Source organism: Streptomyces fildesensis (genome assembly GCF_016107395.1).
In the GTDB taxonomy this organism is placed as follows: Bacteria; Actinomycetota; Actinomycetes; order Streptomycetales; family Streptomycetaceae; genus Actinacidiphila; species Actinacidiphila fildesensis.
The window spans coordinates 393,698-407,616 of sequence record NZ_JAAIKO010000004.1 but is presented as its reverse complement, the minus strand read 5'-3'; the positions used below and the strand labels follow the sequence as shown (position 1 = coordinate 407,616).

Annotated in this window: 11 protein-coding genes; 5 read left to right on the top strand and 6 right to left on the bottom strand. The window is 71.4% G+C overall.

What is annotated here, in order from left to right:
- Positions 1–32 precede the first annotated feature (32 nt).
- Both ppdK and dusB read right to left on the bottom strand, forming a co-directional pair.
- On the bottom strand, positions 33–2,744 hold the full coding sequence (gene ppdK, locus C6N31_RS09740) for a pyruvate, phosphate dikinase (protein ID WP_138353217.1): 2,712 nt from the start codon (positions 2,742–2,744) through the stop codon (positions 33–35).
- Between the two features lie 440 nt (positions 2,745–3,184).
- Positions 3,185–4,327 (bottom strand): tRNA dihydrouridine synthase DusB, encoded by a 1,143-nt coding sequence (gene dusB / locus C6N31_RS09735; protein WP_198357396.1) that lies wholly within the window; start codon positions 4,325–4,327, stop codon positions 3,185–3,187.
- Between the two features lie 104 nt (positions 4,328–4,431).
- Between dusB and C6N31_RS09730 the strand changes: the two genes are divergently transcribed.
- Positions 4,432–5,856 carry an MFS transporter gene (locus C6N31_RS09730; RefSeq protein WP_138353215.1) on the top strand — a complete coding sequence of 475 codons (1,425 nt, stop codon included), beginning with the start codon at positions 4,432–4,434 and terminating at the stop codon, positions 5,854–5,856.
- Here the strand turns inward: C6N31_RS09730 and C6N31_RS09725 are convergent, their stop codons facing one another.
- Positions 5,857–6,768, bottom strand: a complete 912-nt coding sequence (locus C6N31_RS09725) for a helix-turn-helix transcriptional regulator (RefSeq protein WP_138353214.1) — start codon at positions 6,766–6,768, stop codon at positions 5,857–5,859.
- Between the two features lie 110 nt (positions 6,769–6,878).
- On the opposite strand from C6N31_RS09725, the gene C6N31_RS09720 reads away from it, so the two are divergent.
- The 3 genes from C6N31_RS09720 (at position 6,879) to C6N31_RS09710 (ending at position 10,466) form a co-directional block, all read left to right on the top strand.
- Entirely contained in the window at positions 6,879–8,360 is a 1,482-nt protein-coding gene (locus C6N31_RS09720; protein WP_232485032.1) for an MFS transporter, read from the top strand.
- Positions 8,361–8,434: 74 nt separating this feature from the next.
- Entirely contained in the window at positions 8,435–9,445 is a 1,011-nt protein-coding gene (locus tag C6N31_RS09715) for an aldo/keto reductase (RefSeq protein ID WP_138353212.1), read from the top strand.
- Between the two features lie 388 nt (positions 9,446–9,833).
- Positions 9,834–10,466 (top strand): TetR/AcrR family transcriptional regulator, encoded by a 633-nt coding sequence (locus C6N31_RS09710; protein WP_138353211.1) that lies wholly within the window; start codon positions 9,834–9,836, stop codon positions 10,464–10,466.
- Here C6N31_RS09710 and C6N31_RS09705 read toward each other — a convergent pair.
- The 3 genes from C6N31_RS09705 to C6N31_RS09695 form a co-directional block, all read right to left on the bottom strand.
- Positions 10,427–11,209, bottom strand: coding sequence for a DUF4097 family beta strand repeat-containing protein (locus C6N31_RS09705; protein ID WP_138353210.1), 783 nt, complete (start codon positions 11,207–11,209; stop codon positions 10,427–10,429). The two genes, C6N31_RS09710 and C6N31_RS09705, sit on opposite strands and share 40 nt — an antisense overlap.
- A 71-nt stretch (positions 11,210–11,280) precedes the next feature.
- Entirely contained in the window at positions 11,281–11,925 is a 645-nt protein-coding gene (locus C6N31_RS09700) for a LuxR C-terminal-related transcriptional regulator (RefSeq protein WP_138353209.1), read from the bottom strand.
- Positions 11,913–13,157 (bottom strand): sensor histidine kinase, encoded by a 1,245-nt coding sequence (locus C6N31_RS09695; RefSeq protein WP_138353208.1) that lies wholly within the window; start codon positions 13,155–13,157, stop codon positions 11,913–11,915. The genes C6N31_RS09700 and C6N31_RS09695 overlap by 13 nt, the downstream gene beginning before the upstream one ends.
- A gap of 169 nt (positions 13,158–13,326) precedes the next feature.
- On the opposite strand from C6N31_RS09695, the gene C6N31_RS43670 reads away from it, so the two are divergent.
- A complete protein-coding gene (locus C6N31_RS43670) occupies positions 13,327–13,818 on the top strand; it encodes a hypothetical protein (protein WP_138353207.1) in 492 nt (163 codons plus the stop codon).
- Positions 13,819–13,919: the final 101 nt, after the last annotated feature.

Below are 13,919 nucleotides of genomic sequence, written 5' to 3'. Positions count from 1 at the left end.
CCCCCGGTGAGGGTGGAGATGGTTCTACGGGGTCACCGGCTGTCGTTGCCGGACGGGTCCGCCGCCGCGCGGCCCGCTTCGAGGCGGGCCACCGGGATGCGGAACGGGGAGCAGGAGACGTAGTCGAGTCCGACCTCGTGGAAGAAGTGGACGGACTCGGGGTCGCCGCCGTGCTCGCCGCAGACGCCGAGCTTGAGGCCGGGGCGCGCCGCGCGGCCGGCTTCGCAGGCGGAGCGGATGAGGGCGCCGACACCGTCCCGGTCGATGGTCTCGAACGGGGAGACGCCGAAGATGCCCTTCTCCAGGTACGCGGTGAAGAACGAGGCCTCCACGTCGTCGCGGGAGAAGCCCCACACCGTCTGGGTCAGGTCGTTCGTGCCGAAGGAGAAGAACTCCGCGGCCTCGGCGATCTGGCCCGCGGTCAGCGCGGCGCGCGGCAGTTCGATCATCGTGCCGAGCGTCAGCTTGAGGTTTATGCCGGTGGCGGCCTCCACCTCGGCGATGACCTTCTCGGCCTCCTCGCGGACGATCTCCAGCTCCTGGACGGTGCCCACGAGCGGAATCATGATCTCCGGACGCGGATCGCCCTTCATGTTCTTGCGGTGCGCGGCCGCTTCGGCGATCGCCCGTACCTGCATCGAGAACAGACCGGGGATGACGAGGCCGAGCCGGACACCGCGCAGGCCGAGCATCGGGTTCTGCTCGTGGAGCTTGTGGACGGCCTGCAGCAGGCGCAGATCGTTCTCGTTGGCGTCCTTGCGGGACTCCGCGAGCGCCACCCGCACCGACAGCTCGGTGATGTCGGGCAGGAACTCGTGCAGCGGCGGGTCGAGGAGGCGCACCGTCACCGGCAGGCCGTCCATCGCCTCGAAGAGCTCGATGAAGTCGGCCTTCTGCAGCGGCAGCAAGGCACCCAGTGCCTCGTCGCGCTCGCTGTCGGTGTCGGCGAGGATCAGCCGCTCGACCAGCTCGCGCCGCTCGCCGAGGAACATGTGCTCGGTACGGCACAGGCCGATGCCCTGGGCGCCGAAGCGCCGCGCGCGGTTGGCGTCCTCGGCGTTGTCGGCGTTGGCCCGTACCCGCAGCCGGCGGACCCGGTCGGCGTAGGCCATGATCCGGTGCACGGCCTGGACGAGTTCGTCGGCGTCGTCGGCGCCCGCGTGCATCCGGCCCTCGAAGTACTCGACGACCGGGGACGGGACGACCGGCACCTCACCGAGGTAGACCTTGCCGGAGGAGCCGTCGATGGAGACGACGTCGCCCTCCTCGATGACGATCCCGCCCGGCGCGGTCATCCGGCGCCGCTTGGTGTCGACCTCCAGCTCCTCGGCGCCGCACACACAGGTCTTGCCCATGCCGCGGGCGACGACGGCGGCGTGCGAGGTCTTGCCGCCGCGTGAGGTCAGGATCCCCTCGGCGGCGATCATGCCGTTGAGGTCGTCCGGGTTGGTCTCGCGGCGGATCAGGATGACCTTCTCGCCGGACCGCGACCACTTGACGGCGGTGTACGAGTCGAAGACGGCCTTGCCGACGGCCGCGCCGGGCGAGGCGGCGATGCCCCAGCCGAGCCGCGTGACCTTCGAGTCCTCCTCGAAGCGCGGGAACATCAGCTGCGCGAGCTGCGCTCCGTTGACCCGCTGCAGCGCCTCGGCCTCGTCGATCAGGCCCTGGTCGACGAGCTGGGTGGCGATCCGGAAGGCGGCCGCCGCCGTGCGCTTGCCGACGCGGGTCTGCAGCATCCACAGATGGCCGCGCTCGATGGTGAACTCGATGTCGCACAGGTCCTTGTAGTGCGTTTCGAGCGTCGTCATGATCTGCATGAGCTGGTCGTACGACGCCTTGTCGAGGCCTTCGAGATCGGCGAGCGGCACGGTGTTGCGGATACCCGCGACGACGTCCTCGCCCTGCGCGTTCTGCAGGTAGTCGCCGTAGACGCCCTGGTGGCCGGTAGCCGGGTCACGGGTGAAGGCGACGCCGGTGCCCGAGTCGGGGCCGAGGTTGCCGAAGACCATGGAGCAGATGTTGACGGCCGTGCCGAGGTCGCCGGGGATGCGCTCCTGGCGGCGGTAGAGCTTGGCGCGGTCGGTGTTCCACGAGTCGAAGACCGCGCGCACGGCGAGGTCCATCTGCTCACGCGGCTCCTGCGGGAACTCGCGGCCCGTCTCCTTGAGCACGATGCCCTTGAACTCCTCCACGAGCTGCTGGAGGTCGGCCGCGTCGAGCCCGAGGTCGCTCTCGGCGCCCTTGGCGCGCTTGATCTCCTCGAGGGCCTCCTCGAAGAGCTCGCCGTCCACGCCCATGACGGTCTTGCCGAACATCTGCAGCAGCCGGCGGTAGGAGTCCCACGCGAAGCGCTCGTCCCCGGCCTGGGCGGCGAGCCCGGCCACCGAGGCGTCGGACATGCCGATGTTCAGGACGGTGTCCATCATGCCGGGCATGGAGAACTTGGCCCCGGACCGCACGGACACCAGCAGCGGGTTGTCCGGCTGCCCGAGCTTCTTGCCCATCTTCTGCTCGAGGGCGTCGAGGTGCGCACTCACCTCGTCGCGGAGCTCCGCCGGTTCGTGGCCGGAGTCCAGGTAGACCTTGCACGCCTCGGTCGTGATGACGAAGCCCGGAGGGACGGGCAGACCGAGGTTGGTCATCTCGGCGAGGTTCGCACCTTTTCCGCCGAGCAGGTCCTTGAGTTCCTTGTTGCCCTCAGTGAAGTCGTAGACGAACTTCTGCGATACCTGTTCCGACACGGGACTCGACTCCTCGTGAGGTCCCCCCGGACAGGGTCTGGGGGAGGGATGCCCTGACGGCGGGGAGCGTACCCATTCCCAAGGCTTTGCAGCACGTCCATCACCACATCAGACGGCCGTAACCACCCGTCTGCCACTAGATCGAAAGTAACGCGCCCCGGTGATCCACACCGGATTCCGTTCACTTGTCGAATCGACGACCGCGCAGCGTGGTGCGATCACCCATCAGAGATCACCCTGCGTGAGAAATCGTTGATCAAGTGGAGAAGCCGGGATGGCACTGAGTGCCATCCTTTGGAGAGATGCAGTCATGCCTCTGCGCTCATTTGAGCGCAACCCCCATCAAACGTGGCGTGAATCACGCGGTCCCGGAGGCCCCGCTGGACGCCCCATCTCACCTTTCGGACGCCCGAGGACGGCGAGGACGTCCGGCGAGGACGTCAGCCGCCCGACGTGTCCAGTTCGGCTTCCGGGCTGACGGCGGCGCAGTCGTACGGGTCGTTCAGCCAGCCGTCCGGGAGGACGACGCGGTTGTTGCCCGCGGTGCGGCCGCGCGGGCCCTCGGCGCTCTCGGGCCAGGGCTGGTCGAGGTCCACGGCGGCCAGGTGCTCGTCCAGCTCGGCGAGGGAGGAAGAGACGGCGAGGCTGCGGCGCAGCTGGGAGCCGACCGAGAAGCCCTTGGTGTACCAGGCGACGTGCTTGCGGAAGTCGATCACTCCGCGCTCCTCGTCGCCGATCCACTCGCCGAGCAGCTCGGCGTGCCGCCGCATGACGACGGCGACCTCCTTGAAGGTCGGCCGGGCCTGGGCGTCCCCGCCCTCCATGGCGCTGACCAGGTCGCCGAAGATCCAGGGGCGGCCGAGGCAGCCGCGGCCGACCACGACGCCGTCGGCGCCGGTCTCGCGCATCATGCGCAGCGCGTCGTCGGCGCGCCAGATGTCGCCGTTGCCGAGCACCGGGATCTCCGGGACGTGCTCCTTGAGGCGGGCGATGGCGTCCCAGTCGGCGGTGCCGCCGTAGTGCTGTGCGGCGGTGCGGCCGTGCAGGGCGACCGCGGTGACGCCCTCCTCGACCGCGATCCGGCCCGCGTCGAGGTACGTCAGGTGGTCGTCGTCGATGCCCTTGCGCATCTTGATGGTGACCGGCAGGTCGCCCGCGTTGCCGACCGCCTCGCGCAGGATGGAGCGCAGCAGGTTCCGCTTGTACGGGAGGGCCGAGCCGCCGCCCTTGCGGGTCACCTTGGGGACCGGGCAGCCGAAGTTGAGGTCGATGTGGTCGGCCAGGCCCTCGTCCGCGATCATGCGGACGGCCTTGCCGACGGTCACCGGGTCGACGCCGTAGAGCTGGATGGAGCGCGGCTTCTCGGTCGCGTCGAAGCGGATCAGCCGCAGCGTCTTGGAGTCCCGCTCGACGAGGGCGCGGGTGGTGATCATCTCGCTGACGAACAACCCCTTGCCGCCGGAGAACTCACGGCACAGCGTGCGGAAGGGCGCGTTGGTGATGCCGGCCATGGGGGCGAGCACCACGGGCGGCGACACCGTGTGCGGGCCGATCTGAAGTGGCATGGTGGCGTCAGCGGTCATGGCCCCATTGTCGCGTACGCCGGACGGGGATTTCGATGTACCGTTCACGTATATGTGTGCCCTTGGCCACGAGGGCGGAGAACGGCCGATCCCAGGAGGCCCAAGTGCCGGAACTGAGCCCCCGGCGCCGCATGCTCGTGCTGGCGATCTGCTGCATGAGCCTGCTCATGGTCAGCCTCGACAACACCATCCTCAATGTGGCGCTGCCCTCCCTGCAGAAGGAACTGCACGCCTCGGTCTCCGGTCTGCAGTGGACGATCGACGCGTACACGCTGGTGCTGGCCTCGCTGCTGATGCTGGCCGGCTCGACGGCCGACCGGATCGGCCGCCGCCGGGTCTTCCAGACCGGTCTGGTGCTCTTCACCGCGGGCTCGGTGCTCTGCAGCCTGGCGCCCAGCCTCAACTGGCTGGTCGTCTTCCGGATGGTGCAGGCGGTCGGCGGCTCGATGCTCAACCCCGTCGCGATGTCGATCATCACCAACACCTTCACCGACCCCCGGGAGCGCGCCCGCGCGATCGGGGTGTGGGGCGGCGTCGTCGGCGTCAGCATGGCGGCGGGCCCGGTGCTCGGCGGACTGCTCGTGCAGACCGTCGGCTGGCGTTCCATCTTCTGGATCAACCTCCCGGTCGGACTGCTCGCGCTGGCCCTGACCGCCCGCTACGTGCCCGAGTCGCGCGCCCCCAAGCCGCGCCGGGTGGACCCGGTCGGCCAGCTGTTCGTCATCGCCCTGCTCGGCTCCCTGACGTACGCGATCATCGAGGCGCCGGACGCGGGCTGGACGTCGGCGCTGATCCTCGGCTGCCTGGCGGTCGCCATCGGCTCGCTCGCCGGGCTGCTCAGCTACGAGCGGCGCCGCGTGGACCCGCTGATCGAGCTCGGCTTCTTCCGTAGCGCGCCCTTCAGCGGCGCGACGGTCATAGCGGTGAGCGCGTTCGCGGCGCTCGGCGGCTTCCTCTTCCTCAACACCCTGTACCTGCAGAACACCCGCGGTCTCTCCGCCCTCGACGCCGGGCTCTACATGCTGCCGATGGCCGTCATGTGCCTGGTCTTCGCCCCGCTGTCCGGGCGGCTGGTCGGCAACCGGGGGCCACGGCTGTCGCTGGTGCTCGCGGGTACGGCGATGACGATCAGCGGTGTGATGTTCGCGGCCCTGGACGCCGAGTCCTCCAACACACTGCTGTTCACCTCGTACGTCCTCTTCGGCATCGGGTTCGGTCTGGTCAACGCGCCGATCACCAACACCGCCGTGTCCGGGATGCCGCGCTCGCAGGCCGGGGTGGCCGCCGCCGTCGCCTCCACCAGCCGCCAGGTCGGGCAGTCGCTCGGGGTCGCCGTGATCGGCGCCGCCATCGCCGCCGGGCTGCACACCACCGCCTGGTGGATCATCGCGGGCTGCGGCGCCGTCGTCCTGCTCCTCGGCACGCTGACCACCGGCCGCTGGGCCGCCGGGACCGCGGAACGGGCCGCGGCGCGGTTCCGGGAACCGGCGCCCCTGACCGTCGGGACCGAAGCGGTCACGAACTCCTGACTACGACCGGCCCGCCGACGCGAGAACGGGCCGCGCGTCACTCGCGGCAGGGCCGCACAGCTCGTACAGCCGCTGCAGCCGGGTACGCGTCACCTCGTCCGCCGGGGTGTACGTCACGAGCCGCGGCCCGGAGCGCGGGCCGAGCCACAGATGGGTGAAGTCGAAGGTGAGCAGCCCGACCTGCGGGTTCAGATAGCGCTTGGAGCGGTTGTCCGGCTGGAGCACCTCATGGCGGTCCCACGCCTCGCAGAACTCCGGTGACGCCTGCTGGAGGCGCTTGAGGAGCGACTTCCAGGCCGGCTCCGCCAGGTGCTCGGCCATCGCCGACCGGAATTTGGCGGCCATCAGCCGGATCACCTCTTCCCGGTCGATCAGCGCCTCGCGCCAGGCCGGGTCGGTGAAGGCGAGCCACATGATGTTGCGGTCCTCGAAGGGCCGCGCGTCCAGATCGTCGACCAGCCGCCCGTAGGTGCGGTTGTACGCGATCACGTCGTGCCGGCTGTTGGCGACGAAGGCGGGCAGCGGTTCCAGCTGCTCCAGCATCAGACGGATCTGGTCCGACATGCCGGGGCAGTCCGCGAAGGGGCTGGGGTCGGCGACCCCGGCGAGGGTGAACAGGTGCACGCGCTCGTTCGGATCGAGCATCAGGGCGCGGGCGATCGCGTCCGCGACCTGCGCGGACACCTGGATGTCCCGGGCCTGCTCCAGCCACGTGTACCAGGTGACGCCGACCGCGGCGAGCCCCGCGACCTCCTCGCGGCGCAGCCCGGGCGTGCGGCGCCGCCGCCCCGCCGGCAGTCCGACCTGCTCGGGAGCGATGCGCTCGCGGCGGCTGCGCAGGAACGAGGCGAGCTCGCGCCGCTTGATGTCGGCGTCCGACTCGTGCTGCGCGGGGGGCGTCGTCGTAGGCATGCTTCCAGCATGCCGGATCGCGGAGCCAGTTGCGTGGTGGTTCTTATACCTGGATAAACGCTCTCTGGTACCACCCTGAAAACCGGCGCATGGTTGCTCACGTGACCCCAATGGAACGTACTCCCGTCCTCCCCTCCCGCGCCCTGGTCCTGCCCCGGGTGACGCGCATCGGCACTCCCCCGGCCACCACGGGCCCCGCCGCTCCGGCCGGTCCTGTACTGACCGCACTCGGCCTGTTCACCGTGCTGCTCGGCGCGGCCCTGCCACTGATCGACTTCTTCATCGTCAACGTCGCGCTGCCGACCATCGACCGCGACCTCGCCGCCGGACCGGCCCTGCTGGAGCTGGTGGTGGCCGGCTACGGCACCGCGTACGCCGTGCTCCTGGTGCTCGGCGGGCGGCTCGGCGACATGTTCGGCCGCCGCCGGCTCTTCCTCGCCGGGATGGCCGCCTTCGGCCTGACCTCGCTGGCCTGCGGCCTCGCGCCGGACGCCTGGACGCTGGTCGGCGCCCGGGTGGCGCAGGGCGCCGCGGCCGCGCTGATGCTCCCCCAGGTGCTCGCCACCATCCAGTCCTCCACCGCAGGACCGCGGCGCGCCCGCGCGCTCAGCCTGTACGGCGCCACGGCCGGCCTGTCGATGGTCGCCGGGCAGATCCTCGGCGGCGTCCTGGTGGCCGCCGACATCGCGGGCACCGGATGGCGCGCGGTGTTCCTGGTGAACGTGCCGGTCGCCCTGATCGGCCTGGTCCTGGCGGCCCGCACCATCCCCGAGACCCGCTCCGAGCGCCCCACCCCGATCGACGTCCCGGGCACCGTCCTGCTGGCCGTCTCCCTGGTGACGCTGCTGGCGCCGCTGACCGAGGGCCGCGCCTCCGGCTGGCCGCTGTGGACCTGGATCTCGCTCGCCGCCTTCCCGTTCGCGGCCTGCGCCTTCTACGCGGTCGAGCGCCGCGCGGACCGGCAGGGCCGCACCCCGCTGGTGCCGCCGAGCCTCTTCCAACTGCCCGGCATCCGGCGCGGACTGCCGCTCGTCGTCCCGTTCTCCATCGGCTTCGGCGGCTTCATGCTGGTGATGGCGGTGGCCCTGCAGCAGGGCCTGGCCTTCGGCCCGGTCGCGGCCGGCATGGCGATGGCGCCGCTCGCCGTCACGTTCTTCGCCGCCTCCCTGATGGGCCCGCGCCTGGTCGCGCGGTACGGCAGCCGGGTGGTCACGGTCGGCGGCCTGATCCAGGCACTCGGCCTCCTCCTCCTGGTCGCCGCGGCCCTGCACGACTGGCGGCACCTGAACGGCCTCTCCCTCGCCCCGGGCATGGCGGTGGCCGGCTTCGGCCAGGGCCTGCAGCTCCCGGTGCTCTTCCGCATCGTCCTCGCGGAGGTGCCCGCCGAGCGCGCGGGCGTCGGCAGCGGCGTCATGGTCACCACCCAGCAGTCCGCCCTCGCCCTCGGCGTGGCGACGCTCGGCACCCTCTTCCTCGCCCTGATCCCGTCGGCCGGCATGCGGAACGCCCTGGTCATCACCCTGCTCGTGCAGCTCGGCGCGATCGCCCTGACGATCCTGCTCAGCCTGCGACTCCCGCGCCATGTCTCCTAAACTGAATGACAAATATTGAAATCTGTCACTCCATATGCCATGCTTCAGTCACCCCCTCGTCCAAGGAGCACCCCGTGCTGAAGCGCACCCTCGGAACCACCGGCCCCTCCGTCTCCGCCCTCGGCCTCGGCGCCATGGGCATGTCGGCCCTCTACGGCGTCAGTGACGACGCCGAGTCGACCGCCACCATCCACGCCGCACTCGACGCCGGCGTCACCCTCATCGACACCGGTGACTTCTACGGCATGGGCCACAACGAACTCCTCATCCGTGACGCCCTGCGCAGCAGCTCCCAGGGCCGCGACCAGGCCGTCATCAGCGTCAAGTTCGGCGCGCTGCGCGACATCGACGGCGGCTGGTCCGGCTACGACGGCCGGCCCGCCGCCGTGAAGAACTTCCTCGCCTACTCGCTCAACCGCCTCGGCACCGACCACATCGACATCTACCGGATCGCCCGCGTCGACCCCGACGTACCGATCGAGGAGACCGTCGGCGCCATCGCCGACCAGGTCCAGGCAGGCCACGTCCGCCACATCGGCCTCTCCGAGGTCGGCGCGGACGCCCTGCGCCGGGCCGCGGCCACCGCTCCGATCTCGGACCTGCAGATCGAGTACTCGCTCTTCTCCCGCGGCATCGAGGCCGACATCCTGCCGACCGCCCGCGAACTGGGCATCGGCGTCACGGCCTACGGCGTCCTCTCCCGAGGACTGCTCAGCGGCCACTGGACCCGCGAGCGCTCCGCCCGGAGCAGCGCCACCGGCGACTTCCGCGGCATGAGCCCGCGCTTCTCCGGCGACAACCTGGACCGCAACCTCGACCTCGTCGAGGCGCTCCGCAAGATCGCCGGGGCCAAGGGCGTCACCGTCGCGCAGGCCGCGATCGGCTGGGTGCTGGCGCAGGGCCCCGACATCGTCCCCCTCGTCGGCGCGCGCCGCCGCGACCGCCTCACCGAGGCGCTCGGCGCCCTCGACGTCACCTTCGACGCGGCCGACCTCGCGGCCATCGAGGCCGCGGTCCCTGCGGGAGCGGCAGCGGGCGCGCGCTACCCGCAGGCACAGATGGCCCACCTCGACAGCGAGAAGTAGCCCTCCCGCCTCCGGCGGTGGTGCGGTGACCTCGGCGCCAGCAGCGCCGTTGCGCCTGCGGCGGGCATCCCCACCCTCCCCCAACCTTCGGCCGGGGGTGCCCCCACCACCGCCGTCACGAATCCACGCCACAGACACCACCCGCACCCCCGCAAGTACGTCGGCCCCTGCCACACCATTGCGCCTGCGGCGGACTTCGGGCGCCGGGCCGGACGGACCTGTTGTGACGTGAGGGGGACGGGGCCGCAGGGGGAGGGGTCCGAAATGCTGCCGTGTATTTGTGAGCCGCCAGGCTCGTAAATATACGATTTCGGACCCCTCCCCCGGAGGGCCCGGTCCCCGCACCCCCCACACTGGGGACGTAGCACCCCGTACCGAAAGGCCCCCCATGCCGCCCCCGCCCCGGACGCTCACCACCGACCGCATCCTCGAAGCCACCGAGGACGTGCTCCGCCGCTACGGCCCCGCCAAGGCCACCGTCGTGGACGTCGCGCGGGCCCTGGGCGTCAGTCACGGGACCGTCTACCGGCACTTCGCCAGCAAGGCCGCCCTCCGCGAGGCCGTCACCCAGCGCTGGCTGGACCAGTCGCACGCCACGCTCGCCGCCATCACCACCGCCCCGCACCCCGCGCCCGAACGGCTGCGCCAGTGGCTGACGGAGCTGTTCGCGGCGAAGCGCCGCAAGGCCGGCGGCGACCCGGAGCTGTTCGCGACGTACCTGGCACTCGCGAGCGAGGCCAGCGCCGTGGTCGCCCAGCACGTCGAGGACCTCGTGGGCCAACTCTCAACCATCGTCAGCGGCGGCCTCGCACGCGGCGAATTCTTCCTCCCCGAGTCCACCGACCCCTCCACCATCGCCCGCGCCATCTGGGACGCCACCGGCCGCTTCCACGACCCGGTGTACGCGGCCGAGTGGTCGCAGCCCGGCATCGATACCGCCTTCGACGCGGTCTGCGACCTCCTGCTGACCGGACTCCGCCCTCAGGACGCTCCCGGAACCTCCGGTACCCCACCCACATAGTCGACATCCACCGACCCCGACCCCGCCGTCGCGTCGATGATCCGCGGCGACGTGCTCTCCTCCAGCCCCGCCGCATACTCCCGCGACCCGCTCCCGCTGCGCCCGACCACCTGGTAGTGGGAACCCGGCGGGACGCCGATCGTCACGGCGCCCGAGCCCACCTTCGCCGTCACCTTGTCCGGGGCCGAGGTGAACGCCAGGTCCAGCGAACCGGAGTTCGCCCCCACGTCCGCCGTCCGGGAGGAGAGCCCGGTGCCCTCGAGCGCGCCCGATCCGGTGCGGGCCCAGATGGTGCCGCCGACGTCGGTCAGGGTCGTGGACCCTGAGGTGCTCGTCAGGTCCAGGCGGCCGGTGGTGCCGCGCACGTCCGTGGATCCCGAGGTGCCCACGACCTGGATCTCGATCTCCGGCGGGACGTCGAACTCCAGCTTCACCGAGCAGTCCAGGCCGGTCAGCGACCACCAGCCGGGGCACTCCGCCTGCACCTTCAGCACGCTGCCGTCCCACACCTTCCTGACCTGCGGCTTCGTCGTCGACCAGATCAGCGTCTGGCGGACCCGCACCTGACCGGCAGGACCGGGCCGCACCGTCACCGACGCGTTGCCCGCGTCCACCTGCAACCGCTGGACCCGCCCTCCCCCGGGCGGGACCTCGAGCGACTCCGTCGGTCCGGGCCGGTGCCCGCCGAAGTACGCCCAGGTCTCCACGGCCATCGGCGACACGATGAACAGCGCGCTGATCACCGCGACCACCAACCAAGCCGCACGATGCTTGCGGGGCTTCCGGGGATTCGAAGGGCTCCCCTCCGGGACCGTCACGCCCCCTCCAGGAACCGCAGCACAGCAAGCACCCGCCGGTGATCCCCGTCCGCCACCGGCAGATCGAGTTTCGCGAAGATGTTGTTGATGTGCTTGGCGACCGCGCTCTCGCTGACCACCAGTTGCTCGGCGATGCCCGCGTTGGAGCGCCCCTCCGCCATCAGCGAGAGCACTTCGCGCTCGCGCGGCGTCAGCCGCTCCAGCGGGTCGGAGTTGCGGCGCAGCAGAAGCTGCGCGACGACCTGCGGGTCGAGCGCGGTGCCGCCGTTCGCGACGCGGCGCAGCGCGTCGATGAACTCCTCGACGTCCGCGACCCGTTGCTTGAGCAGGTAGCCGATACCGCCGCCGTGGGACGACAGCAGGTCGGCCGCGTACCGCTCCTCGACGAACTGGGAGAGCAGCAGGACCGCGGTGTCCGGCCACTGCCGGCGGATCATCAGGGCGGCCCGTACGCCCTCGTCGGTGAAGCCGGGCGGCATCCTGACGTCCACCAGTGCCAGTTGCGGCCGGTGCTCGTCGACGGCCGTCAGCAGGGCCTCGGCGTCGCCCACTTCGGCGGCGACCTCGAAGCCCGCGGTCTCCAGGACCTTGACCAGTCCGATGCGCAACAGGATCGAGTCCTCGGCGATTACAGCCCGCACGGCAACTCCACAGTGATGATGGTCGGGCCCCCGGCGGGGCTGCTGATTCCGATGGATCCGTCGACGGAGCCGACGCGCTGCGCGAGCCCGGCCAGGCCGGTACCGCCCGCCACGTCCGCGCCGCCGATCCCGTCGTCGGTGACGGTCACCCGCAGCACGTCCCCGCGGCACCGCACCTCGACGTCCACCCGCTCCGCGCGGGCGTGCTTGGCGACGTTCGCGAGCGCCTCGGAGACCACGAAGTACGCGACGGCCTCCACGGTGGGCGACGCCCGCCGCTCCATGTCCACCTTCAGATGGACGGGCAGCGGCGCCCGCGCGGCGACACCCGACAGTGCCGCGTCCAGGCCCCGGTCGTCCAGGACGGCCGGATGCAGCCCGCGCACCAGGTTGCTGAGTTCCTCGATGGCTTCCTTCGCCTCGCGGTGCGCCTCGTCGATCACCCGGCGCGCCTCGGGCGGCAGGTCCTTGAGGGTGGCGCGGGCCAGGCCGAGGTTCATCGCGAGGGAGACCAGCCGCTGCTGCGCGCCGTCGTGCAGATCGCGTTCGATCCGGCGGCGTTCGGCGTCCGCGGCGTCCACCACTCCCGCCCGGCTCTCGGCGAGGTCCTCGACGCGGCGCCGCAGTTCCCCGGCCCGGTTGGGCCCCAGCAGCGCGGCGGCGGCCGAGGTGTCGAGCCGGGTGACGGCGGCGGCCAGGAAGGGCGCCACGAGCAGCAGGACGACCCCGGCGGCGGTGACGAGCGTGTACCGCTCGGTCCAGCCGGGCAGCCGGTCCTCGGCCGGCAGCGCCCACACCCAGGAGAAGACCAGCGCGCCGAAGATCCCCGCGACCCAGGAGCAGACGACGAGCACCGCTCCGGCCGCCGCCAGCGGGGCGGCCAGCAGGTGGTAGCCCAACTGCCGCCAGGTCGCCTCCGAGCGCAGCCACCGCCAGGCGCCGCGCGGGGTGTACCAGGGGCTCGCCCGCGGCACCCGGGGGACGGTCAGCCCCAGCAGCGACCAGAACCGGCTGCGCTGCAGCATCGTCAGCGGGCCGCACACCAGGGGCAGCGCGGGCAGCAGGATCACCGACCGCCAGTCCGTCACGAGGTCGAAGATCAGCAGCGCGCTCACCCCGGCCAGCGGCACGCCCGCCGTGACGAACGCCGTGTTCCGCCATGCCCAGGCCGACCACGGGGCGTATGCGGCGGCCTGCTGGAGTGCACGCCGCAGCGGCCCTGTTGATGCCATGCGCTCACCGTAGAGCCCCAGGTGGGGTGGTGTGCATCCCGTAGGGGTCCGTTCTCGGGGTATGGCCAGCACCACCACAGGTCGGTCCCGGGCGTTACTGACCTGCGCGGGTCCGGCGACGAGGCTGGTTCCCGTACCCGACCGCCGGGTCCGGAAGGAGTTCACCACCATGTCCGTCCTGGAGATGCCGGCCACCCGGATCCGTCCGACCGCCACCGTGCACGGCGGCACCGGCGCCGAGATCATCGAGTTGTACGCCGTCCCGGAGCCGGAGCCGCGCCGCCCCAGACCGCTCGGCTACGTCCTGATCGCGCTCGGACTGGCCCTGGTCCCCTGGCTGTTCATCCTCGCGACCTCGCTCCCGGACACCGCGCAGGCGTCCCACTGGTCGACCGCCTGGGTGGGCCTGGACGCCCTGGAGGCCGTCGGCCTCATCGGCACCGGCCTGCTCCTGCGCCGCCGCGACCACCGCCGCGGTCTCGCGGCGGCCGCCACCGCGATGCTGCTGGTCGTCGACGCCTGGTTCGACGTCACGACGGCCGCCCCTGGAGCAGATATCGCATCCGCGCTCCTGATGGCGGCCTGCCTCGAACTGCCGCTGGCCGCGCTGTGCGCGGCACTGGCCGTACGGGCGTCCGCACGCACGAACTCCCCCAGCTGACGCTGGGGCTCAGTTCATGCGTCCGCACACGCAAACGCAAACGCCGGCGGGGCTGGAATTTCCAGCCCCGCCGGCGTTTGCGGCGAACCTTGTGCAACCCG